At 61.8% G+C, this 23566-nt stretch carries 24 protein-coding genes and 1 riboswitch; of the genes, 22 read left to right on the forward strand and 2 right to left on the reverse strand.

Going from position 1 to position 23566, the window contains the following annotated elements:
- The first annotated feature begins 138 nt into the window (after positions 1–138).
- The 8 genes from spoVG (at position 139) to ASH01S_RS08360 (ending at position 9651) form a co-directional block, all read left to right on the forward strand.
- Positions 139–414, forward strand: coding sequence for a septation regulator SpoVG (gene spoVG / locus ASH01S_RS08325; RefSeq protein ID WP_067926378.1), 276 nt, complete (start codon positions 139–141; stop codon positions 412–414).
- A 259-nt stretch (positions 415–673) separates the two neighbouring features.
- Positions 674–2074: a bifunctional UDP-N-acetylglucosamine diphosphorylase/glucosamine-1-phosphate N-acetyltransferase GlmU gene (glmU, locus tag ASH01S_RS08330; RefSeq protein WP_083516961.1), complete on the forward strand. Its 1401-nt coding sequence runs from the start codon at positions 674–676 to the stop codon at positions 2072–2074.
- Between the two features lies 1 nt (position 2075).
- Positions 2076–3020 carry a ribose-phosphate diphosphokinase gene (locus tag ASH01S_RS08335; RefSeq protein ID WP_067926380.1) on the forward strand — a complete coding sequence of 315 codons (945 nt, stop codon included), beginning with the start codon at positions 2076–2078 and terminating at the stop codon, positions 3018–3020.
- Positions 3021–3119: 99 nt separating this feature from the next.
- A complete protein-coding gene (locus ASH01S_RS08340; protein ID WP_067926383.1) occupies positions 3120–3710 on the forward strand; it encodes a 50S ribosomal protein L25 in 591 nt (196 codons plus the stop codon).
- A gap of 106 nt (positions 3711–3816) precedes the next feature.
- A complete protein-coding gene (gene pth, locus ASH01S_RS08345; protein ID WP_067926386.1) occupies positions 3817–4386 on the forward strand; it encodes an aminoacyl-tRNA hydrolase in 570 nt (189 codons plus the stop codon).
- 65 nt (positions 4387–4451) lie between these two features.
- Positions 4452–4520, forward strand: a riboswitch (Fluoride riboswitch).
- Positions 4521–4757: 237 nt separating this feature from the next.
- The gene (locus ASH01S_RS08350; RefSeq protein WP_067926389.1) at positions 4758–5003 is read left to right on the forward strand and encodes an anti-sigma-F factor Fin; all 246 of its coding nucleotides are present in this window, start codon (positions 4758–4760) and stop codon (positions 5001–5003) included.
- A 105-nt stretch (positions 5004–5108) separates the two neighbouring features.
- Positions 5109–8660 (forward strand): transcription-repair coupling factor, encoded by a 3552-nt coding sequence (gene mfd, locus ASH01S_RS08355; protein WP_067926391.1) that lies wholly within the window; start codon positions 5109–5111, stop codon positions 8658–8660.
- Positions 8650–9651 (forward strand): peptidylprolyl isomerase, encoded by a 1002-nt coding sequence (locus ASH01S_RS08360; RefSeq protein WP_067926394.1) that lies wholly within the window; start codon positions 8650–8652, stop codon positions 9649–9651. The genes mfd and ASH01S_RS08360 overlap by 11 nt, the downstream gene beginning before the upstream one ends.
- 9 nt (positions 9652–9660) lie before the next feature.
- On the opposite strand, the gene ASH01S_RS08365 is transcribed toward ASH01S_RS08360, so the two are convergent.
- Positions 9661–9888, reverse strand: coding sequence for a hypothetical protein (locus tag ASH01S_RS08365; RefSeq protein ID WP_067926397.1), 228 nt, complete (start codon positions 9886–9888; stop codon positions 9661–9663).
- 143 nt (positions 9889–10031) lie between these two features.
- Here ASH01S_RS08365 and spoVT point away from each other — a divergent pair, with 143 nt between their 5' ends.
- From spoVT to ASH01S_RS08410, 9 genes are all read left to right on the forward strand, one after another.
- Positions 10032–10574: a stage V sporulation protein T gene (spoVT, locus tag ASH01S_RS08370; protein ID WP_067926400.1), complete on the forward strand. Its 543-nt coding sequence runs from the start codon at positions 10032–10034 to the stop codon at positions 10572–10574.
- A gap of 164 nt (positions 10575–10738) precedes the next feature.
- The gene (locus ASH01S_RS08375) at positions 10739–12343 is read left to right on the forward strand and encodes a putative polysaccharide biosynthesis protein (RefSeq protein WP_067926403.1); all 1605 of its coding nucleotides are present in this window, start codon (positions 10739–10741) and stop codon (positions 12341–12343) included.
- Positions 12344–12383: 40 nt separating this feature from the next.
- Positions 12384–13913, forward strand: a complete 1530-nt coding sequence (yabN, locus tag ASH01S_RS08380; protein ID WP_083516951.1) for a bifunctional methyltransferase/pyrophosphohydrolase YabN — start codon at positions 12384–12386, stop codon at positions 13911–13913.
- A gap of 42 nt (positions 13914–13955) precedes the next feature.
- On the forward strand, positions 13956–14264 hold the full coding sequence (gene hbs, locus ASH01S_RS08385; protein WP_439645090.1) for a non-specific DNA-binding protein Hbs: 309 nt from the start codon (positions 13956–13958) through the stop codon (positions 14262–14264).
- On the forward strand, positions 14265–14528 hold the full coding sequence (locus tag ASH01S_RS08390; protein WP_067926409.1) for an RNA-binding S4 domain-containing protein: 264 nt from the start codon (positions 14265–14267) through the stop codon (positions 14526–14528).
- 150 nt (positions 14529–14678) lie between these two features.
- Entirely contained in the window at positions 14679–14936 is a 258-nt protein-coding gene (locus ASH01S_RS08395) for a YabP/YqfC family sporulation protein (RefSeq protein WP_245628994.1), read from the forward strand.
- A gap of 9 nt (positions 14937–14945) precedes the next feature.
- Positions 14946–15536, forward strand: a complete 591-nt coding sequence (gene yabQ / locus ASH01S_RS08400) for a spore cortex biosynthesis protein YabQ (protein ID WP_067926414.1) — start codon at positions 14946–14948, stop codon at positions 15534–15536.
- 14 nt (positions 15537–15550) lie between these two features.
- Positions 15551–15889 carry an FtsB family cell division protein gene (locus ASH01S_RS08405; protein WP_169794208.1) on the forward strand — a complete coding sequence of 113 codons (339 nt, stop codon included), beginning with the start codon at positions 15551–15553 and terminating at the stop codon, positions 15887–15889.
- Between the two features lie 67 nt (positions 15890–15956).
- Positions 15957–16358 carry a S1 domain-containing RNA-binding protein gene (locus ASH01S_RS08410; RefSeq protein ID WP_067926420.1) on the forward strand — a complete coding sequence of 134 codons (402 nt, stop codon included), beginning with the start codon at positions 15957–15959 and terminating at the stop codon, positions 16356–16358.
- 91 nt (positions 16359–16449) lie between these two features.
- Here the strand turns inward: ASH01S_RS08410 and ASH01S_RS08415 are convergent, their stop codons facing one another.
- Positions 16450–17343 carry a DUF1028 domain-containing protein gene (locus ASH01S_RS08415; RefSeq protein ID WP_245628991.1) on the reverse strand — a complete coding sequence of 298 codons (894 nt, stop codon included), beginning with the start codon at positions 17341–17343 and terminating at the stop codon, positions 16450–16452.
- A gap of 293 nt (positions 17344–17636) precedes the next feature.
- On the opposite strand from ASH01S_RS08415, the gene ASH01S_RS08420 reads away from it, so the two are divergent.
- The 5 genes from ASH01S_RS08420 (at position 17637) to ASH01S_RS08440 (ending at position 23363) form a co-directional block, all read left to right on the forward strand.
- A complete protein-coding gene (locus tag ASH01S_RS08420; RefSeq protein WP_067926425.1) occupies positions 17637–18599 on the forward strand; it encodes an ABC transporter ATP-binding protein in 963 nt (320 codons plus the stop codon).
- 12 nt (positions 18600–18611) lie between these two features.
- A complete protein-coding gene (locus ASH01S_RS08425; protein WP_067926428.1) occupies positions 18612–19583 on the forward strand; it encodes an ABC transporter ATP-binding protein in 972 nt (323 codons plus the stop codon).
- Positions 19584–19607: 24 nt separating this feature from the next.
- On the forward strand, positions 19608–20522 hold the full coding sequence (locus ASH01S_RS08430) for an ABC transporter permease (protein WP_083516953.1): 915 nt from the start codon (positions 19608–19610) through the stop codon (positions 20520–20522).
- 18 nt (positions 20523–20540) lie between these two features.
- Positions 20541–21461 (forward strand): ABC transporter permease, encoded by a 921-nt coding sequence (locus tag ASH01S_RS08435; RefSeq protein ID WP_067926429.1) that lies wholly within the window; start codon positions 20541–20543, stop codon positions 21459–21461.
- 171 nt (positions 21462–21632) lie between these two features.
- On the forward strand, positions 21633–23363 hold the full coding sequence (locus ASH01S_RS08440; RefSeq protein WP_067926432.1) for an ABC transporter substrate-binding protein: 1731 nt from the start codon (positions 21633–21635) through the stop codon (positions 23361–23363).
- Positions 23364–23566: the final 203 nt, after the last annotated feature.

A 23566-nucleotide genomic window follows, 5' to 3' on the forward strand; every position in this document is an offset into this window, starting at 1 on the left:
CTTGCTGCCCGTTTGTACCGGCACCTGCCGTGTTCGCCAAGAATTCGTGAAAATTCTCAAACACCTAGCAGGATTTTTCCCGAACCTGTGGAATATCCAAGTAAGTTCTCCACGGGTCGCAAGAGGGTGGTGAGAAGGATGCAGATCACGGATGTCCGACTGCGTAAAGTCAGTACGGAAGGCCGCATGAAGGCGATAGCGTCCATCACGATTGACAGCGAGTTTGTCGTCCACGATATCCGCGTGATCGACGGGAACAACGGGATGTTTGTGGCAATGCCGAGCAAGAAGACGCCCGATGGAGAATTTCGCGATATCGCGCATCCCATTTCCTCCGTGACCCGTCAGAAAATCCAGGATGCGGTGCTGCGTGAGTATTACCGTAGCGAGACGCTTCAGGAACCGACCGCTTGACGGCTCGGCAGCGGGACAGGAAGGTACAAAAACATGGATTCACTGCTTGCCGCGACCGTGGTTCCTCGCGGAGCTGTCCGGGGAGGACGACGGCGGTTTTTTGTCGCCCTTCCCGCAAGCGCTTTCTCGTCCGTTCGTCCTTCCCTTCTTATGCCCCATTTCAGTGTTCCAGATTCCGACGCAGATGGCGGACAAGACCCGATTGAACCCCTGCATTCCTTTGGATACACTGGGGTTGCACGAATATGGAGGCGATGTTGTGGCTCGAACCGCCATTGTCTTGGCCGCGGGTCTGGGAACCCGAATGAGGTCGAAGAAACACAAAGTGTTGCATGAAGTGTGTGGCAAACCGATGATCCTGCACATTCTCGACGAACTGGAGAAACTCGCGTTGGATCAGGTCATCGTCGTGATTGGACAGGCGAGGGAATCCGTGAAGCAGGTCGTAGGCGGTCGGGCGGAGTTCGCGGTCCAAGAGGAGCAAAAGGGCACCGGGCATGCTGTCCAGTGTGCGTGGCCGCGGTTGCGCCCGGACGCCGACACAGTGCTTGTCCTGTACGGGGACGGGCCGCTGGTTCGAGCGGAAACGTTGCGTGGAATGTGCGAGGAGCGGGAGCGGCGAGACGCGGCGGCGGTGTTGCTGACGGCCGAACTGGAGCATCCGGACGGGCTGGGGCGCGTGATTCTGGCCGCAGACGGGACGGTGGAGCGCATTGTCGAAGAGAAGGACGCGACTCCCGAGCAGCGGCGGATTCGCCAGGTGAACACTGGCCTGTACGCGTTTGCGGCGGCGGATTTGGGCGAGGTGTTGGCCAAATTGTCGCCCGACAACAAGCAGGGAGAATACTACCTGACCGACGCAGCCGCCATCCTGCGTGAGCGCGGGCGGGCCGTGTACCCGCTGGCCGTGGGCGATGTCGAGGAGATTGCCAGTGTCAACGACCGTCTCCAGTTGGCGGCCGTGGAACAGATCATGCGCCGGCGCATTTGCCGCCGCTGGATGCTGGCGGGAGTCACTTTTATCGATCCCGACAGCACCTACGTGGGCGCGGATGTCACCATCGGCCCCGATACGGTCATCTACCCGGGCAGTGTGCTCGAAGGTCATACTATCATCGGCGAGGATTGTGTGATTGGCCCTAACACCCGGCTGGTCGACGCGGTGGTGCACAACGGGGCGCGGGTCGAATCGTCGGTCGTGCTCGAGAGTGAAATCGGACCGGATGCCAGCGTGGGACCGTTTGCCTACATCCGTCCCGGCAGTGAAATCGGAGCGCGGGTGAAGATTGGCGACTTTGTCGAGATCAAAAAGTCGGTCGTGGGCGAAGATACCAAGGTCAGCCATCTGACTTACATCGGAGACGCGGAGATTGGTCGGCGCGTGAACATCGGCTGCGGCGCGGTGACGGTGAACTACGATGGTGAGAAGAAACACAAGACACGCGTGGGGGACGACAGCTTCATCGGCTGCAACGTCAACCTGGTGGCGCCCGTGAGCGTGGGGGACGGAGCGTATGTGGCGGCCGGATCGACCATTACCGACGCCGTGCCGGACAATGGCTTCGCGATTGCGCGTGCCCGCCAGGTGACGAAGCCGGACTACGTGCGGGCATGGAAAGAGCGGCATGCCGGAAAATCGCGGCGGGGGGAAACAGAGTAGAATGGCACGTGACGGGGATCTCAAACTGTTTACAGGGAACGCGAATCCGGCCTTGGCGCAGGAGATTGCCGACCACATCGGTGTAGTTTTGGGGGATTGTCGAGTCGGGCGGTTCAAGGATGGGGAAGTGCACATCCGGCTCGGCGAGAGCGTGCGCGACTCCAACGTATTCGTCGTCCAGCCGACCTCGGCGCCGGTCAACGAGAACCTGATGGAGCTTTTGATTATGGTGGACGCGCTTAAGCGCGCTTCAGCCCGCAGCATCAACGTGGTGATTCCGTATTATGGCTACGCGCGCCAGGACCGCAAGACGCGCGCCCGAGACCCGATTACCGCCAAGCTGGTGGCCAACCTGTTGGAAAAGGCGGGTGCTACCCGCATTATCTGCATGGACCTGCACGCCGGACAGATCCAGGGCTTTTTCGACATCCCGCTGGACCACCTGATTGGCCTGCCGATTTTGGCCAATTACTTCTTGGATAAGCGGTTGGACAATCCTGTCGTCGTCGCCCCGGATATGGGCGGGGTGACGCGAGCCCGCCAGTTGGCGGAGCGGCTGGGGGCGCCCCTGGCCATCATCGACAAGCGCCGCCCGGACGTCAATGTGGCCGAGGTGATGAACATCATCGGCGACATTGCGGGCAAGACGGCGATTCTCATCGATGACATGATTGACACCGCAGGCACCATCACCGCTGGGGCGAAGGCCTTGCTGGAGCGCGGGGCCAACCAGGTCTACGCCTGCTGCATCCACCCGGTGTTGTCCGGGAACGGTGTGGAGCGTCTGCGCGATTCAGAGATTGAGGAAGTTGTGGTTACAAATACCATCGCTTTGCCTCCCGAGAAACGAATTGATAAAATTAAAGTATTGTCTGTCGCGGAGTTAATAGCCGAGGCCATCCTGCGCGTGCATACGCGCCGTTCCATCAGCGAACTGTTCGACTGACTCCGCACGGGTGCCCCGGCGGTCACAGGCCCGCCCGGTGGACAAGCGGTGGCGGCGGGAACCACCCGCTTTGCATGCAGTGGAAGGGAGATGCTTGACATGGAACAGATTGTGCTGGAAGCGACAGCTCGCGACACGTCCCAGCACAGCACGGTCAGTAGTCTGCGACGCCAGGGTCAGGTGCCGGCGATTGTTTATGGGCGGAATCAGGAACCGGTCGCCGTCGCGGTATCCGAAAGGCTGTTCCAACAGCGCGGAGCGCTGGCCAAATCGCTGGTCGAGCTGCACATGGGCGGTGAGGAAAAAGTGCACGCCATCGTGCAGCAGATTCAGCGCGATCCGGTCACGCGCCGTATCCTACACATCGACTTCTACCGGGTGGAGATGGACAAACCGGTGACTGTCAGCGTGCCGCTGCACGTGACTGGCGTGCAAGAGGTCGAAAAGCGCCGCGGGGTCGTGCAGATTCAGACGCGCGAGATTGAGATTGAAGCCCGTCCGGTGGACCTGCCGGAAGTCATCACGGTGGATATCAGCGGCTTGCAGCCCGGCGAACACCTGTCTGTCGGGGAGGTCCGTCTGCCCGACGGGGTTACGCTCAAGTCGGAGCCGACCGAGGTCGTGGTGAGCGTGCTGGTGGGCAAGCAGGCGGAGGATGCGGACGCGGATGCCGGGGAGGCGACCGAATAAGTCCGTGCTGGTGGGCCGCGCTTTCCGGATCGCGGAGGGCGCGGCTTTTTGTGCGAGTGCCTCGGCATACCGATGTGTCTTTTCACACCGTCTGGGGGATTCAAGGATGAAGTTGATTGTGGGCTTGGGCAATCCGGGGGCTCTGTACGCCCATACCCGCCACAACGTGGGGTTCTGGGTGGTGGACCAACTGGCGCAGTCAGTGGGGGCGGACTGCCGCCATGCCAAATGGCGGGCGTTGATTGACGAGTGTCGCCTCGGCGGCGAAAAGGTCATACTCTGCAAGCCTCAGACCTATATGAATAGCAGCGGCGAAGCGGTGCGGCAGATCCTCGACTTCTACGCGGAACTTGAGCCGACCACGGACCTGATTGTCGTCTACGACGACCTGGATTTTGCGCCTGGGCAGTTCAAGCTGCGCCAGAAAGGCAGCGCTGGCGGGCACAACGGGGTCAAGTCCATCATCGCGCACGTGGGCACCGACGAATTTCCGCGCATCCGCGTGGGCATCGGCCGGCCCGCGAAGGGAGATCTTATCTCCTACGTCTTGGGTCGGTTTCAGCCGGAGGATGAGGCCAAGGTACAGGAAGCTGTCCGTCTGGCCGCGGAGGCGCTGCAGTATGCGGCCGAGCATTCGTTTGCCCAGGCGATGAACCGCTACAACGCCGCCCGCTAGCGGATCGATTTCAGAGATTTGCAAGGCTACGCCGCAGACCGTATCCTGTTCAGAGAACTTGGCAACGCGCGGTGGGTGATGGAGCTCGCCATAACCGCCCGCGCAGACGCCAGGATAATGGCTCCTGTGTGATGCGTCATGATGATGCGTCGTTCGCAGGAGCCATTTTGTGTGCTGCCGGAGCGGACGTGGAGTGTTGCGAATAGGTTAGTGGCAAGCCTGCTGTTCGGCGGCATTTGGTTGATCTGGGTAACTGGGTGGATTTTGGGATGAAACAGCCCGGCAGCCATGCGTATGAGAACGGCGTATCTCCCGCATACTGGGTAGGAGGGATGGCTCAGCTTGGAAACGTTGGACCGGGGAGGGGTTCCATGCGCGTGGAGTATGTGTGCCGGCACTGCCACCACCGAGTCGGCGAGCTGGAGAATCCGTTGTGGAACGTATCCGATGTGGAGCAGGTCTGTGGTTTCTCCTCCCTGGACGCGGTGGAGCGCAGGGAGCATATCGCATATAATGAAGATTGCAGTGTCGTTTACGTGCAGGTGGTGTGCGAGCACTGCCAACGGGCCCTGGAAGCGCACCCAGAGCTATTGGTTGAAGGCAAGCTGCTGCAGTAGCCGACTGGGCAGCGTGCCAGGAGTGCGCATAAACGGGATACGGGCAATGCAAGGCCTTGGCGGATGCGCTAAGGCTCTTTTCGGCGTAGGACGAGGAGGGGTAGTGTGATAGAACTGGTTCGCCGACTGGCAGCCGATGAGGAGTTCCGAGCCGTGGCAGAGGGACTCCAGGGGGATGGCATGGACCGGCTGGTCACCGGTCTGGGCGGCAGCGCCCGCCACGCCTATTATGCGGCCTTGTACGATTTTCACAAGCGAGAGAAGGGATACGCGGTCCCTTTTTTGATTGTTACGCACGCGCCGGCGCAGGCGGACGCCATCGCCGACGACCTGCGGGAACTGCTGCCGGACGAACCGGTGTTTGTGGTGCCGGAGCGAGAGCGGGCGGAGCTGGACGTGACAGCCGCCAGCCCCGACCTCATCGCGCTCCGGCTTTTGGCGCTTGATCACCTGGCGGCCGGGCGGGCCGGCATCGTGGTGACGACGCTGCCGGCGGCGGTGCAGCCGCTCACCCCGCGGCGCGTCCATGAGAAGGCGATTCTGAGGCTCGCTGTCGGGGATACGATCAATCCCAGCCAGGTCTTAGAGCGCCTGCTGGCGGCCGGTTACGAACGCGTGGACATGGTGGAGGGCAAAGGGCAGGTCTCGGTGCGAGGCGGCATCCTGGACGTCTATCCGGTGACTTCCGAGCATGCGCTGCGCATCGAGTGGTTCGACACGGACGTCGACTCGATTCGCACCTTCGATGTCAGCACGCAGCGCTCCCTGGAGAAGCGGCTGTCGGCCGAAATCGGTCCCGCCACCGATATGTTGCTGCCCCCATCCGTCATGCAAGGGGTGGCGGAGGAACTGGATCGACGGCTGACCGCCCGGTTGAAGACCGTGACCGAGATGGACATGCGGGATCGCCTGCAGACGCACGTGGCTGCCGACGTGGAGCGATTCCGCGCCGGCCTGCCGTTCCCGCGCCAACTCCGCTACACGCACCTGTTTCAGGAGCATGTGCGAAACCTGCTCGATTATTTTCCACGCAGGTCCATCATCTGCATCGACGAGCCGACGCGACTGCAGGAACGCCAGAAGGTATTGACCCAAGAGTACTCGGTATGGGTTTCGGAGGCCCTGATGCGCGGTGAGTTGTTGTCGGACACCCTGGATCTGCCGAATTTTGACGCGCTCTGGCAGCACACCGGCTTCACAGCGCTGCACTTTTCCATGTTCGCTCGCTCGTCGTCCGGCCACCGCTTCGTCCAGGTCACCAGCGTGACGGCCAAGTCGATGCAAAATTTCCATGGCCAGATGCACGTGTTGAAAAGTGAAGTGCAGCGTTGGCAGCGCAGCCACACCGACGTGGTGCTGCTGGCAGGTGACGAGAAGCGGGCCGATAGGCTGCAGAGCGTGCTCGCCGATTATCGGATTGAGACGGTGCGCAGCGAGCGGTTCATTCGCTCGGACAAACCGGTGATTCTGGTTGCCAGCCTGTCGGCCGGGTTTGAACTGCCGCTGGCGCATCTAGCGGTCATCGTCGAGGGAGAGGTGTTCGCCAAACGCAGGAAAGGCCGCCGGGCGCGCATGCAGATGTCGGACGCGGAACGCATCCGAAGCTACCAGGAACTGAAGCCGGGTGACTATGTGGTGCACGTGAACCACGGTATCGGCAAGTACCTGGGCATCCAGACGCTCGACATCGACGGCCGCCACAAGGACTACCTGCACCTGCAGTACGCGGGCAACGACAGCCTGTACGTGCCTGTGGAGCAGATAGACCAGGTGCAGCGGTACATCGGGGCAGAGGATAAGGAACCGAAGGTCTACCACCTGGGCGGCGGCGAATGGAACCGTGTCAAGCAGCGGGTCTCCCGCTCGGTGCGCGACATCGCCGAGGACCTGGTCAAACTCTACGCGGCGCGGCAGGCGACGCCGGGGCACGGGTTTTCGCCGGATACGCCGTGGCAGAAGGATTTTGAGTCTCGCTTTCCTTACGAGGAGACACCGGATCAGGAGCGGGCCATAGCGGAGATCAAGCGTGACATGGAGAAGCCGCGGCCGATGGACAGACTGCTGTGCGGGGATGTGGGTTACGGCAAGACCGAGGTCGCCATCCGCGCCGCCTTCAAGGCGGCGATGGACGGCAAGCAGGTGGCGGTCCTGGTGCCGACAACAGTGTTGGCGCAGCAGCACCTGGAGACGTTTCGCGAGCGGTTTGAGGGCTTCCCCATCACGATTGACGTGCTCAACAGATTCCGCACGCGCAGTGAGACGCAGAAGGTGCTGCAGGGGCTGCGTGACGGCAGCATCGACATCATCATCGGCACCCATCGCCTGCTGCAGAAGTCGGTCCGATTCAAGGACTTGGGCCTGCTCATCGTCGACGAGGAGCAGCGCTTCGGCGTGACCCACAAAGAACGGCTCAAGCAGCTGCGCACCAACGTCGATTGCCTGACTTTAACGGCAACTCCGATTCCCCGCACCCTGCACATGTCCCTGCTTGGCGTACGTGACCTGTCGGTGATTGAGACACCGCCGGAGAACCGCTTCCCAGTGCAGACGTATGTGGTCGAGTTCAACGAGGCCCTCATCCGCGAGGCCATCCACCGGGAGTTGTCGCGCGGGGGCCAGGTGTACGTGGTGTACAACCACGTCAAGGGGATCCGCACGATGGCCGACCGGGTGGCGCAGCTGGTGCCGGAGGCGGCCATTGGCGTGGCGCACGGACAGATGCCGGAGGACGAGCTGGAACGGGTGATGCTCGACTTCTTGGAGGGCGAATTGGACGTCCTGGTCACCACCACCATCATCGAGACCGGGCTCGACATTCCCAATGTGAACACACTCATCGTCTACGACGCGGACAAGCTGGGATTGGCCCAGCTGTACCAACTGCGCGGCCGCGTCGGGCGCTCCAATCGGATCGCCTACGCCTATTTCACCTACCAGCGGGACAAGGTGTTGAGCGAAGTGGCTGAGAAGCGGCTGCAGGCGATCTCGGAGTTCACCGAGTTGGGCAGTGGATTCAAGATTGCCATGCGCGATTTGGCCATCCGCGGTGCCGGCAATCTGCTCGGCGCGGAGCAACACGGATTCATCAACTCGGTCGGGTTTGACCTGTACAACGACATGCTCGCCGAGGCCATCAAGGAGTTGATGGGAAACCGCGAACCCGCGGCGCCGGAGGCCACCCTCGACCTGGCCATAGAGGCCTACCTGCCGGACGAGTTTATCCCGGACGCGGCGCAAAAGATTGCCATGTACAAGAAATTCCGGCACGTGCAGACTCTGACAGACGCCGACGACTTGGAGGAAGAGCTGGAGGATCGGTTTGGCGATTTGCCGGAACCGGTGCGCAATTTGCTGGACATCACCCGCATGAAAAGTTATGCTGTCCGATATGGGCTAGAGTCCATCACGGCCGCATCGGGTGAGGCCACGTTGCGCCTGCGTCCGGACGTGACGACCAACATCGACGCTGGCAAGCTGTTCTTGCTGTCCAAGCGCTACAGCGGTCAATTCAGCAAGCGTGGCAACGGCAGCCTGCAGGTTGTGTTGCGCATCAAAGGGCTTCCGGACAGAGATGTTTGCGCCCGCCTGCTCCAGTTTCTGCGGGATTTCGCGGATGTGGTCAAGGCCGGCGAGGAGGTAGAAGAATTTGCAAGGTAACAGAAAATGGGCCACGGCAGCGGTGGCGGTCGCGGTGGCGTTGGCGGCGGCCGGGTGTTCGCAGGGCACGACCGGCAACCAGACGAATTCCACGGCCAACCAGACGGCCGCGAAGTTACCGCCCGAGCCGAAATACAGCGGCCCGGTGGTGGCCACCTACAACGGCGGCAAATTGACCAAACAGGAGCTGGATGAGCAGTACAACCTGCAGGTGGTGCTGCCCAAACAGCAGAGCAATGAGTCGAAGAAGCAGTTTACCAGCGACTACATCATGTACTACAAGTATCTGTACAATAAGGCCCTGCAGGACAAAAAGGCGGCACCGGACGCAAGCACGGCGCAGCAGTACGCCAATGAGGCCATATCGCAGCTGTACAGCGCGCAGGGTGCTCCCTACAAGTCCAAGGAGGCGGTCCTGAACGCGATGAAGAAGCTGGGCCTGACCAAAAACGATTTAATCCTGTATTTCGCCAAGTACGAGCGGCTGCAGAACTATTTTCAAGACCAGATGAGCAAGGTCAAGCCGACGACGAAACAGATGCAGGCTTATTACAACCAGCACAAGTCCGATTACGTGCAGGTGACGGTGGATACCATCCTGCTGAATAAGCTTTCCACCGCCCAGAGCGTGGAGAAGCAGTTGAAGGCCGGTGCCAGCTTCAAGAAATTGGCGGACAAATATTCCAAAGATCCGTCCGTGAAAGACAACCACGGCCACTTGACCAATCAACTCGTGTCCCAGTTCGTGGCGCCGTTTGCCAAGGCCTGCCGTACCTTGCCGATTGGTCAGATCAGTGACCCGGTGAAAAGTAATTACGGCTACCACATCCTCAAAGTGGACAAGCGGACCCAGCTGTCGTTTGCCAAGGCCAAGTCCACCATTGAGCAGCAGCTGGCGCAGCAGCTGCAGCAGCAAAAGCAGCAGCAGATCCAACAGGATGCGCTGAAAAACTCGAACATCAAAATCCTGGTCAAAGACAAGGACCTCTGATGGTCCCCCTCACACCCCTGGGGCCGCGCGCCGCATATCGGGCGCGCGGCCCCTTCTCTGCCATTCGCCCATTCGCCGCTGCAGGCGCAGCGCCTCATTCGTCCAACCGGACTGCGCAGCCACCTGCGGCGTGGCGAGACGCCCCAGTCTGGCTTCGCCTGCTGCCAGTGCCGGGTTTTCCGGCCTCTGGCCGGCTTTCTCCTGCCCTGGTGCATAGAGGAATCCGCCCCGTAACATAATAGGTGCGCGTACCCCCGGGGTCTTTACACAAGCAGCCGTCATGGCGAAAGGTTGGCTCTCTGTCGGTGGATGTACAGCAAAGTGGGGTGTTTGGTGTCACAGGGTGTGCCTACCATCAAACATGAGGGTGAGGGTCAAACGTGAAAGCAACGGGCATCGTGCGTAGAATTGATGACCTCGGTCGTGTTGTCATTCCGAAGGAAATTCGACGGACGCTGCGGATTCGTGAGGGAGATCCGCTCGAAATCTTTGTGGATCGAGATGGCGAAGTCATTCTCAAGAAGTACTCCCCTATCGGCGAGCTGGGTGACTTTGCGCGCGAATACGCGGAAGCCATCGCGGACTCCACCGGGCATATTTCGATGATTGCGGATAGGGATGTCATTATCGCTGTGGCGGGCGGATCGAAAAAGGAGTTTTTGGACAAGCCCGTCAGTGAAGACGTGGAGCAGGCGATGGAAGAGCGTCGGACTGTAGTCGACTCCAATCCGACCGAGACGGCTATTGTACGCGACCGCAGCGAGTACTTCACCTCGCGCGTGATTGCCCCGATTATCGCCGCGGGTGATCCGATAGGCGCCGTGATTCTGGTCTCGCGCGAGGAAAACGTGCGCATGGGCGAGTTGGAGCAGAAGATTGCCGAGACGGCAGCCGGATTCTTGGGCAAGCAGATGGAGCAATAATCTCACACCCGTGCCGTGCAGGGCCGCTTGGTGGGCTGGGAGCCGCCAGGCGGCCCTTGTTGTCTTCATCCCCGCCCGCGGAAGGACTATTCGGCCTCTTTGATCCATAATCATGGATAGCAGGGTTGTCCGGAGTCGAGCTTGGCAGGTGGGGGGAGAATCGGTTGTCACAAACACGCGGGTTCGTGCACGGCGCCATGCTGCTGGCGGGAGCCGCCGCGTTGTCCAAACTGCTCGGGTCTGTGTACACCATTGTGCTGCAGAACATCATCGGCGACCGCGGCATGGGGCTGTTCCAGATGGCCTATCCTATCTACGCGACGCTCTTGGCCATCGCGACGGCCGGCTTCCCGGTCGCGATTTCCAAACTGGTGTCCGAGCGGCTAGCGGTCGGGGACGCCGACGGGGCGCGCACGGTGTTTCGGGTCGCTGCGGCGATGCTGAGCGCGGCGGGTATCGTCTGCTTTCTCATCCTGTTCTTCGGCGCCCGGCCCCTGGCCGCGATGACGGGGGACGCGGAGGCGGCCTGGGCCATCCGCGCCATCGCCCCGGCGCTGCTGTTGGTGCCGATGCTCAGCGCCTGGCGCGGCTACTTCCAAGGGTTTCAATGGATGGAGCCGACGGCCGTCTCGCAGGTGCTCGAGCAGCTGGTGCGGGTTGTGACCATCATCCTGCTCTCGGTCTGGCTGACGAATGCTGGTTACGGCCAGCCGCGGGCGGCGGCGGGGGCGGCGTTCGGCGCGGTCACCGGCGCCCTGGCGGCGTTTCTCCAGCTCCTGTACACGTGGTGGCGCCGCCATCCGCAGCTGCCGGTGGTGGCCGATGCCCCGCGCTCCAGCGCCTTCGGGCTGTCCAAGCGGATTGTCTACTACGCCTTTCCCATCAGCCTGGGCGCGATGGTGGTGCCGCTGATGAACAACATCGACGTCATCACCGTCGTCAACCTGCTCAAACACAGCGGCTTCAGCCAAGCCAACGCGACCACTCAGTTCGGACTGCTGACCGGCCGGGCCTTCAAGTTGATGATGCTGCCGACGACGTTGGCCGCGGGCATCGGCATCGCTGTCATGCCTGCGGTCTCGGAGGCGTTTACCCTCGGCTTCCGCCGTCTGGTTTGGGATCGGATGGACATGGCCATCCGCTTGACCATCCTCCTCGCGCTGCCGGCGGCGGTCGGACTGACGCTGCTGGCGGCGCCGGTCGACATCACGTTGTTCAAAGACACCAGCGGCAGCAGTGTGATTGAGGTGATGGCCGCAGCCACGGTTTTTGCCAGTCTGCAGACGACGGTGGCGGCGGTTTTGCAGGGCTGCGGCTATGTCTACCTGCCGGTGCTCAACCTGTTGGGAGCGGCGGTGGTCAAACTGGCAGCCAATCTGTTGCTGGTGCCGCTGTACGGCATCCGCGGCGCCGCCCTGGCGACGGTGGTCAGCTACCTGGCGGCCGCGGTCCTCAACTTCGTCGCCCTCACCTCCTGTCTCCAGGTGGGCTTCGCTTGGCGGCGTTGGTTTTTGCGTCCAGCGGTCGCGGTGTTTATTATGGGAGCGGTGGTCTATGCCGCCGCTCGACAGTGGCTGGCCTGGGACGGGCTCGACTGGACGCGGACGGCCACAGCGGCCGCGCTGGCGGGGATGATTCTCCTCGGCGGTGTGGTGTACGGATTGGCGCTCTTGTTGACGGGCAGCCTGGAGGAGCAGGAACTGGCCTCCATCCCGAAGGTGGGGCCGCTGCTGGCCGCCTGGTGCAGCCGCCTCGGGCTCCTGCGCTGACGGCGGCCGAGCCCTGGCGGGGCGCTCTGGGGGTGTGAGGATGGCAACCATTTTTGTCGAAGGATTGGGGCCCGGGGACACGTCGGGATTGCCGCTGGGAACCTGGCGGCGGTTAACTTGCGGATTGCCAGTGGTTCTGCGAACGCGTGTCCACCCGGTGGTCCGGGCCCTGGACGCCGAGGGCGTGGCTTACGAGACCTTTGACGAGGTGTACGACAGCGGCGAAAGCTTCGCGCAGATTTACCGTGAAATGGCGCAGCGCCTGAAGCGGTGGGCGGCGGAGCGGGGGGACATCGTCTACGCCGTTCCCGGCCACCCGCTGATGGCGGAGCAATCGGTGCAGGAACTCTTGGCTCTGAGCGCCGGCGACACGGGCCTGCGCGTGGAAATAGGGTCCGGGCAGAGCTTCTTCGATCCGGTGTGCACAGCGCTCGGTATCGACCCGATTGACGGCCTGTGCCTGTTGGACGGCACCCTGCTCCAGGAAGATCAACTCCGTCCTGATCTGCATCTGCTGATTGCCCAGGTGTTCAACCGCGCGGTGGCGTCGGAAGTCAAGCTGACGCTGATGGAGGTGTACCCGGACGAGTATCCGGTCACCGTCGTCCGCGCCGCGGGGGTGGCGGGAGAGGAGCGGATCGTCCAGGTGCCATTGCACGAATTGGACAGGCTCGACTTTATCGACCACCTGACCAGTGTCTTCGTCCCCCGCGCGGACGAGGAGCCGCTGCGGCGGCGGGACCCTTGGCACGTCACCGCGCTGGTCCGCCGCCTGCGCCATCCGGAGGACGGCTGCCCTTGGGACCTGAAGCAGACGCACAGGACCCTGCGTCCTTATGTCATCGAGGAGGCGTACGAGGTCGCCCACGCCATCGATCAGGGCGATCCGGACGTCCTCGCGCAGGAGTTGGGAGACCTGCTGCTGCAGATTCTGCTGCACGCGCAGATCGCCAGCGAGTTTGGCGACTTCACCGTGCGCGACGTGTACCAGGCCCTGGCGGACAAGCTGGTGCGCCGGCACCCGCACGTGTTTGGCGGCGACACGGCCCGCTCGGCGGAGGAGGCGGAGCAGTCCTGGCAGAACGCCAAGGCGGCTGAAACGAAGGATATGCCTGGGCTCCTGGACGACGTGCGCCAGGGCCAGCCTGCTCACGCCATCGCCCGCGCCTACCAGGAACGGGCGGCCAAGGTCGGATTTGAGTGGTCGGATATCGGCCAGGTGTTCGACAAGCTGCGCGAGGAGGTGGCAGAACTCGGGCAGGAGCTGGAGGTTTCCAACCGGGACCTGACGCTTGCGGAGATGGGGGACGTGCTGTTTGTGATTGTAAACCTCGCCAGGTGGTTAGACTTGGATGTGGAGGAGGCCCTCTCCGCGGCCAACAGGAAGTTCTACCGCCGTTTTCAGCATGTCGAGCGACGGGCGCTGGCGGCTGGCGGCTGGGCCCAACATGACCTGGCCGCCTTGGATGCCTATTGGGCGGAGGCGAAAGCCCTGGTGGACGACCGTGTGCCGTCCGAGCACGCCGGATCGCCATCGCAGCAACCCGGCCAACCGGTGAACCGACGGTAATTTACGGCGGGGTTAGCAGGAATTCAGGAAGGAAACACGAATATCTCAACGGACACCGCCACAAAGGGGGCTATCGATTTGAACAAGATGGAGCTGATTAACAAGGTCGCGGAACGCGCCGAGTTGAAGAAGAAAGATGCCGAAGCGGCAGTCAATGCTGTCTTCGATATCATTGCCGAGGCGCTGAAGGACGGGGACAAGGTGCAGGTCATCGGTTTTGGCACCTTCGAGACGCGCGAACGTTCGGCTCGTTCCGGGCGCAATCCGCAGACCGGGGAGACGATTTCCATTCCAGCGTCCGTTGTGCCGGCTTTCAAGCCGGGTAATCGGCTGAAGGAAGTCATCCGCTAATTGCGGCTCGACAAGTTTCTCAAGGTCTCGCGTCTCATCAAGCGCCGCACCGTGGCGAAGGAGATCTGCGATGCGGGACGGATTGAGTTGAACGGACGCGTGGCAAAGGCGGCGTCCGAGGTGAACGTCGGCGATGTGGTGACCATCCATTACGGTCAGAAGACGACCGAGGTGCGGGTGGTGCGCCTCTCGGAGACGGCCAGGAAGGACGCGGCCGGTGACCTATACGAAGTCGTCCGGGAGAGTGTGCGTGAACCCCAATAGCTTCCGGGGAGCGCGCCCGCATTCCCGGCAGACGCCGGAAACGGCGCCAGGGGGAGAGGATTGCCTCTCCCCTTTTGTTCTACCCACTGTCCTGTTCGCATACACTGGCATTGACATCGGGACAGGTTTGGGGGGAGAACGTTGGCGAGCGTGGATGGGCACGACATCACCATCAAAGGCCGCAAGTTCATCGAGGTCACAGGCGTATCCAGCGTGGAGAGCGTGGATGTGACAGAGTTCCTGCTGACAACCAGTGGCGGTCCCCTGCATATCCAGGGCTCCAACCTGCACATGAAGCACCTGGATCTGGAGGCGGGCCTTGTGTTGATAGAGGGCACCCTGCAGGGCCTCGCGTATGTCCCGGAAAAGGGCAAGAAAAAGCTTGGCGTCGCCAAACTGTTCCGCTAGGTGTCGGCCATGAATCCCGTCAGCTATATGGAGTGGCTGCTGGTGTGCGGGGGCCTGATGGGCGCGGTGTTTGACATCTACAACACGGTGCTGGCTTCTTCCCGCTGGCTGCGTTGGCTGCGTCCCGTGCTGGACTTGGCCTTTTGGCTGGTCGCCGCGGCGGTCGTCTTCTATGTGACATTTGTCACCGATTTCGGCCGCTTTCGCGTCTATACGTTCGCCCTGCTGCTGATAGGTTGGCTGGTCTACCGTGTGACACTCCACCATACAGTGGTCAGCAGCGCCTTTGCCATCATGCGGATGGTACGCGCCGTCGCGCTTTTTTTTGCCAAGATGGTGGACTGGCTCTTGCTGCGTCCGCTGCGTTTTCTGCTGCTGACCGTGTGGGTGGTGCTGACGCGCCTGTACTGGCTGCTGTGCCAAGTGGAGAACGGGTTGTTCTGGGTGGTGCGCTTCTGGTTGTCCATCCTCGCTTGGCCGCTGCGCGGCCCCTGGCAGCACAGCGCCGCCCTGCGGGGGCAAATTCGCGCGCGCTGGGAGGGAATCTGGGAGCGCGCGTCGAATTGGATTTTACGAGACCACCATTCGGAACGTTTGTGAGAGGAGCCATGAGGGTGCCCGTTCCCGCCTCGACTCGCATGTCTGTCGGTTCTCTGCCGCGCACGGCCGAGCGGCCGCGCCGTTGGCGCTTTTTGAAGCTGCGCTATGTAGGGCTCGCCCTGGTGGTGGCATGGGGCGCGTATGACTACCTGTACGTGGAAAAGCCCCGGCTCGATGCGTTGTCTCACCAACAGGCCCAACTGCAGACGCATCTGCATCGATTGCAGCAGGAGCGGGCAGATTTGAAGCGGCAGATTCAGGAGTTGCACGACAAGGATTACATCGCACGCGAGGCGACGCACGAATTTCACCTGGTCGCTCCTGGAGGGGTGCCGTTCTCGGTGGAGCATTGACGGATTCGTGGCATGTGCGTATATTATATAAAGGCATTTTCAAACCCTAAGGAGGCAAATGTGCTGTATGTCCATTGAGGTCGGCAGCAAATTGGAGGGCAAGGTTACCGGAATTACCCACTTTGGGGCGTTTGTTTTGCTGCCGGGTGGCGTGACAGGACTCGTTCATATTTCCGAAATTTCGGATAAATATGTAACGGACATTCACGAGCACCTGAAGGTGAACGACCAGGTCACGGTGAAGGTCATCAACGTGGACAAGGATGGCAAGATAGGGCTGTCCATCCGCCAGGCAGATCCAAACTGGCAGCCGCGTCCGTCGCGGGGGCGGGGCCGCTCGTATGGGGGCGGATCGAGACAGTCGTTTGAAGATAAAATGTCGCGCTTCCTCAGAGACAGCGAGGAGCGCCTGCAGGCGCTGCGCCGCAGCGAGGCCAAGCGCGGCGGTCGCGGCGGTCGCCGCGGCTGACAAACGGCCTCCCTCGCCGCATGGCCAGACAAAGATAATCCCTCACAAGGGCAGCCGGGACCGCTGGCTGCCCTTGTTGTGAGGTCATTCCTCAACGCGCGAGCGTTGATCGCATGTAACGCAGAACCTGCAGGTCGACGACGAAATCCTCCCGCCATCGCTCTTCAAAGTTCTCCGTCTGGTAGTACGCGCGCAGGGCTTCTTGGTCCGCCCTGGTGACATCCGCGCCCGTTCCGGGCTGATACCCGGCACGGCGCAGCAAATTCCGCACCTCGTGCAGCGTCTCCCCGGTCAACGGGAGCAAATCCTCTGGCCGCGGCCGCTCAAAATACAGGCGGTGCAGACCGAGCAGCCGCTGCAGCTCTGCGATGGGCTGGGCGCTGTCATCCACACGCAGGTCGATGTAGCGGTCGTTGAATCCGCCATAGCCGCCGTTTGGTTTCGCGATGTACAAGGCGGCTGATTGCATGCCGCGCCGGTCTCCGCCCGCCGCTTGCCCGGCCGCCAGGGCGGCGAGCAGCCGGTCGGCCAGCGGGCCGCCTGTCCGCAGGAAGGTCGTCTCCATCGCCTCCACCACGGCGGCGCCCGCCAGAATATTGCCCTGGCAGGCGTAACCAGGGCCGCAAACCCCGCCGGCCCATTCAAAACACTCCTGACCGGTGAAGGTCGCGCTGCGGCCCTGCATATCCACGATGCCGACTTGGCGCGATTCCCGATGCGGGTCTGCAGCCAACAGCTCGGTCAGCACCTGCTCCGGATGCGCGCCCCGGCGCAGCGCCTCCAGCCCGCGCGGCCCGAAACTGGTGTTGGCCCACGACTGCGTGGCCACCGCCCCCGCATCGGCCGCCACCCACGGCACGGCCGACCCGACCGCTAAGAACTTCGACTGTACCGCCACGCCAATCTCCTGCGCCTGTGTATCCACCCCGACGATGGAGAACGTCGAGATGGCCGGGAGTTCCCCGCGGTAGATGTATCGTGCCACCCCATTCACCTCCGTCCTCATTATACTGTGCATGCCGCGTGCCCACAGGAACGAGGCCGCCCTCAGCCCAGATGGTGATCCGGCCTACAGCCGTCTGGTGTGCTTTATCGCAGCTATGCATCACCGCGGCGTTGTCATGAAGGAGTTTTCTTTATATGGATAAATAAGGGGTTACGATTTCTTGATAAATCTTGATATACTTTAGCTTGGCTTAATAAAAATAGCCTGCCTGCGGAGGGGGTTTCTTATATCGCGACCGCCTCATAGAAGGCGCTGAGAAAGAAGGGACATAGGTGGGGAACATCCTTGAGGTAGAAAACCTGAACATCCAGTTCAGGTTGGACGAGAAATACTATACAGCAGTCCAGGATGTGAGTTTTTCCATCCGCGAAGGAGAGACGCTCGGGCTGGTGGGAGAGTCCGGATGCGGCAAGAGTGTCACCTCGCTCTCTATCATGCGCCTGTTGCAGCCTCCCACGCAAATCTCTGGACAAATTCGCTATCAGGGAAAGAATCTGCTTGATTTGCCGGAAAAGCAGATGCGGTCGATTCGCGGCAACGAGATCAGCATGATCTTCCAGGAGCCGATGACCTCCCTAAACCCGGTGCACAGGATTGGGACGCAGATCAGCGAGAGCCTCATCCTGCACAAGGACCTTTCCGGCAAACAGGCGCGCCAGGAGACCATCCGCCTCTTGCAGTCGGTCGGCATCCCGCGGCCTGAGCAGATTGTGGACGAGTTCCCCCATCAGCTCTCCGGCGGCATGCGCCAGCGTGTGATGATTGCCATCGCGATGGCCTGCAAGCCGCAGCTGTTGATTGCGGACGAGCCTACAACGGCGCTCGACGTGACCATCCAGGCGCAGATTCTCGATTTGATGCGCAAGGTGGCGCGGGAGAACCGCACGTCTATCCTGCTCATCACGCACGATTTGGGCGTGGTGGCCGAGATGTGCGACCGGGTCGCCGTCATGTATGCCGGGCGCATCGTCGAAGAGGGCCCGGTGCGGCAGATCTTCCGCAACCCGCAACACCCGTACACGCAGGGTCTGCTCGCGTCGCTGCCAAAGGTCGACGGGCCGCGCACGCGCCTGCAGCCCATCGAGGGCAATGTGCCCTCGCTCAAAAACATGCCGCAGGGCTGCCGTTTTGCGCCGCGCTGCCGGAGGGCGATGGACGTCTGCCGACAGCGCGACGCTGATTTCCACTTGGTGGAGGATGCGCACCGCGTCCGCTGCTGGCTGCACGCTGAGTAAGGAGGGTCACGAATGGCTGAAGCATTGCTGCAGGTCGAGGACCTGAAAAAGTATTTTCCCATCCGCCGCGGCGTCTTCCAGCGCACCGTCGGCCACGTGCGCGCGGTGGACGGCATTTCCTTCACCGTTCAAAAGGGTGAAACCCTGGGCGTGGTGGGCGAGTCGGGGTGCGGCAAGTCGACCATGGGCCGCAGCATCCTGCGCCTGATTGAACCCACCAGCGGCGTCGTCAACTTTGAAGGCCGCAACATCGTCCGTTTGAGAAAAGGGCAGATGCAGGCCATGCGGCGGCAGATGCAACTGGTGTTCCAGGACCCGTACGCGTCGCTTAACCCGCGTTTTAGCATCGCGCAGACGCTGATGGAGCCGATGATCATCCATAACCTGTACGGATCGCGCGAAGAGCGGTTGGACCGGGTGCGGCGCCTGCTCGAACGCGTGGGCCTGGACGCCGACTACGCCCGGCGCTACCCGCACGAGTTTTCCGGCGGCCAGCGCCAGCGCATCGGCATCGCCCGCGCTCTCGCCGTGGACCCGAAGCTCATCATCCTGGACGAGCCGGTCGCCGCGCTCGACGTTTCCGTCCAGTCGCAGGTGCTCAACCTGCTTGAAGACCTGCAGGAGGAGCTGGGCCTGACCTACATCTTCATCGCTCACGACCTGTCAGTCGTCCGTCACATCAGCGACCGCATCCTGGTGCTGTATCTGGGCCGGATGATGGAGCTGGTGGAAGCCGAAGAACTGTTTGCAGATCCGCTCCACCCTTACACGCAGGCGCTGCTCTCCGCTGTCCCGGTGCCTGATCCGGACGCCAAGCGGGAGCGCATCATCCTTCAGGGGGACTTGCCGAGTCCTGCCAACCCTCCCAGCGGCTGTCCGTTCCACACGCGCTGCCCGGTCGCCAAGCCTGTGTGCCGCGAGCGTGCGCCGCAGTGGAAGGAAATCAAGCCGAAGCACTACGTCGCCTGTCACGCTTACGCGTGATGCAGGTGGAGAGGAGAGACATGGATGGCTGCCATGCAGTTTGAAACGCCGCCGGCACCCGCGGAGGCGGCGCCACCGGCGAAGCCTTTTACGAGAAAATTCTGGAAGAGCGTGCGCGACTTCCCTATGCTCTATCTGGGCGCCCTCATCATCGTCCTGTTGATTCTCGCGGCCGTGCTGGCGCCGGTCATCTCGCCGCACAATCCGACTACGCAGTTTTCTGACGGCCTCACCGAGAGCGGCATACCGGTAGGCCCCAGCGCCAAGTTTCCGCTCGGCGCGGACAACCTGGGGCGGGACATTCTCTCCCGCGTCCTGTACGGCGCCCAGGTGTCGTTGCTGGTCGGCGTCATTTCAACCGTCATCAACCTGGTTCTGGGCGTCCTGGTCGGCACCGTGGCCGGCTACTTCGGGGGATGGGTGGACAACGTCCTGATGCGCGTCACCGACGTCATCCTCGCTTTCCCGCTGCTGCTGTTCGCGATGGCGCTGGTGGCGGTGTTGGGGCCCAGCCTCTGGAACGTGCTGTTTGCCATCGGCGTGCTCGGGTGGGGCACCATGGCGCGCGTCGTGCGCGGTCAGGTGCTGGCCGTCAAAGAGTTTGAGTACGTGCAGGCGGAGCGGGCGCTCGGCGCCTCCAACACGCGCATCATGTTCAGGGTGATTCTGCCCAACATCATCGGCCCGGTCATCGTCCTTTCGACACTCAACGTCGGCCAGAACATCCTCGTCGAGGCGGGGCTCAGCTTCCTCGGCATCGGCATCCAACCGCCGACTCCGAGTTGGGGCAACATGATTGAGGCCGGCATGCAGACCTACCAGGTCGCGCCGTGGACCCTGTGGTTCCCCGGATTGGCCCTGGTCATCGCCGTCCTCGGATTCAACCTGCTCGGCGACGGTTTGCGCGACATACTCGATCCGCGCAACACCCAACACTAGACGATTGGAGGTGCAGACGTGTACGCATACATCCTTCGCCGGCTGTTCTCCGCGGTCATCGTGCTGTTTGGGATTTCCGTGGTGACCTTCCTCTTGATCTATGCGATTCCAGCCGATCCCGCCCGCATGATTGCGGGTCCCAAGGCGCCGGAGTCGGTCGTGCTGACAATCCGCCACCAACTGGGGCTCGACCAGCCGTTGCCGTTGCAATATATCCACTATGTCTGGCGTCTGCTGCACGGGGACCTGGGCACGTCATACACTTACAACCTGCCGGTGGCCACGATGATTGTGCAGCGGCTGTGGCCGACCGCCGAACTCGCCCTCGGCTGCTGGCTGGCCGAACTCATCATCGGCATCCCGCTCGGCATCTACACCGCCCGCCACGCCCGCCGGCTGGGCGACTACATCGTCAGCGCCCTGGCGTTGATTGGGATTTCGCTGCCGCTGTTCTGGCTCGGCCTGCTGCTTCTCTATTGGCTGGCGTACCAGGTGCCGATTTTCCCGCTCGGCGGGTTTGGCGGCCTGAGGTATCTCATCCTGCCGTCGCTGACCTACGGCATCACCGGCGCTGCCTACTACACGCGCCTGCTCAAGTCGTCGATGCTTGAGGTCATGCAGCAGGATTACGTGCGCACCGCCCGAGCCAAGGGCGCAGGGGAGAGCAGGGTGACCTTCCGGCACGTGGTCCGCAACGCCCTGATTCCGGTAGTCACGTTTGCCGGCATCGATTTCAGCTATTTGTTGACGGGCGTTGTGCTGGTCGAGGCGACGTTCAACTGGAATGGTTTTGGTTCGTTAGCCTACACTGCGATTCAGAACCTGGACGTGCCGGTGATCATGGGCACCGTCTTGCTCGTCGCCGTGGCCGTGGTGCTGTTCAACCTGATTGTGGACATCCTATACAGCGTCATTGACCCGCGCATCCGCTACAGCTGAACGGCTGTCCGCAGCACCTGGCACCTGCTTGGCCCGAGAGGGGGGATGCAGGCACCGCGGCGAAGGCGGTGCAATGCCGATGCGTCGTTTGCGCCCGGACAATTCTACCTTCGCTCGCGGCTCCGAGAGCCGCTTCGGGACGCAGAACTTGGTACAAAGGGGGACATGAGTGTGAGCGTATTTTGGAAGAAGGGAGCCGCAGTGGCGGCCTCCGTCGGCACCCTGGCGCTGGTCCTGGCGGGGTGCGGCGCAAGTTCCAGCAATAATACGACAGGGACGTCCAACACGTCGTCCACCGGCACCAACACAGCAGCCGGCAAGCCGGTCGAAGGTGGACAGGTGACGCTGGACATGATTCAAAACATCCGCGACCTGGATCCTGCCCTGGAGTTCGACACAGCCTCCAACGAAATCGTCTCGCAGATGTACGACCAACTCGTCACCTGGAAGAACGGCACTACCGACATCGTGCCCATGGCGGCGGAAAAATACAGCATCTCCAAGGACGGCTTGACCTACACCTTCCATCTGCGTAAGAACATGAAGTTCTGGAATGGTGATCCGGTCACCGCCCAGTCTTTCATCGACGAGTTCTACCGCGTGCTCTCCCCGAATATGGGCTCGGGCGGCCAGGGCTTCTATGAAATCATCCAGGGGGCCGACCAGTACGCGGCTGGCAAGACGGACAAGATCTCCGGTCTGTCGGCGCCGGACCCCTATACCTTGGTCATCAAGCTGTCCAAGCCGGAGGCTTTCTTCCTGCAGGCGCTGACGCTTCCGTTCGCCTCGGCGGTGGACAAGAAGTTCATCGAGAGCGTCGGCAACCACCAGGTGTACAAGAAGAACCCGACCTTCGACTCGACGCAGGCGATGGGCAGCGGTCCGTTCGAACTGCAGACCATCAACTCCAACCAAATCGTGCTGAAGAAGAACCCGAACTACTGGCGGACGGACAGCTACGGGCAGAAGCTGCCGTACCTGAGCAAAATCACGTTTAACATCAACAACAACGACCAGGTGGACGCGCTGCACTTCCAGCAGGGGCAGACCGCCTGGATAGGCTGGAACTTTGGCGGTGATGGAATCCCCAGCTCAGCCTATCCACAATTCATGAGCAACCCCAATCTGAAAAAACTCACCGTAAGCGCGGTACAAAACTCGGTTCAATACGTCGGCTTGAACACGAAGCTGGGGCCGACCAAGAACAAGCTGGTGCGCCAGGCGATAGAGTACGCGATTGACAAGCAGGCCATCATCAAGCTGAACAACGGCCGCGGCAAGGTGGCGAATCAGCCGCTGCCGCCGGGCGTCGTCGGCTATGACAACAACCTGTCGCCGCAGGCCCAATACACCTATGACCCGAACAAGGCGAAGCAGCTGCTCAAGCAGGCCGGTTACCCGCACGGGCTGACGATTGACATGTACTCGGAGAACTCGCCCGACCAGGTGAAGTTTGATCAGGCCGTCCAGGGCCAGTTGGCCAAGGTGGGCATCAAAGTCAAGCTGCACACCAGTAGCTGGGGCACCTTCCTGAACGTCGCGGAGGCGGGCAAGGCGCCAATGTTCTGGCTGGCGTGGATTCAGGACTTCCCGGATGCGTCCGACTTCCTGAACACCCTGTTCAATTCCAGCCAGGCGCCAGTCAACAACTGCACAAACTACAGCAACCCGCAGGTGGACAAGTGGCTGAATCAGGCGCAATACTCCGATGACCAGAACGAGCGCAACCAACTGTACGCCAAGGTGACCGACCAGGTGATGGAGGACGCCGCCTGGGTGCCGATTTACTATGACGTGTTCACAGCGGCTGTGCAGCCGTGGGTGCACGGGTTCTATATCCCGAAGGCCGGTACGGATCCATTGGCTACCATCTGGATTGACAAGAGCCACCAGAAGGGCTGAGGCAGTCTCAGAGTTCGATTGGGCAAACCCTGATGACACAGGGACATAGGCGAGGACGGGGCCGACGGCAGTTGCCGCCGGCCTCGTTTTGGCTCCCATGCTGAGCAACCACGGTCCGCATCGCCCGAAGCTCCCTGACCTGCGAGAGGTTCCAACGCATGCGCGCCGGGGACCGGGGCTGTGATATGATACAGCTTGTATCG

The organism is Alicyclobacillus shizuokensis NBRC 103103 (genome assembly GCF_001552255.1).
Classification (GTDB): domain Bacteria; phylum Bacillota; class Bacilli; order Alicyclobacillales; family Alicyclobacillaceae; genus Alicyclobacillus_G; species Alicyclobacillus_G shizuokensis.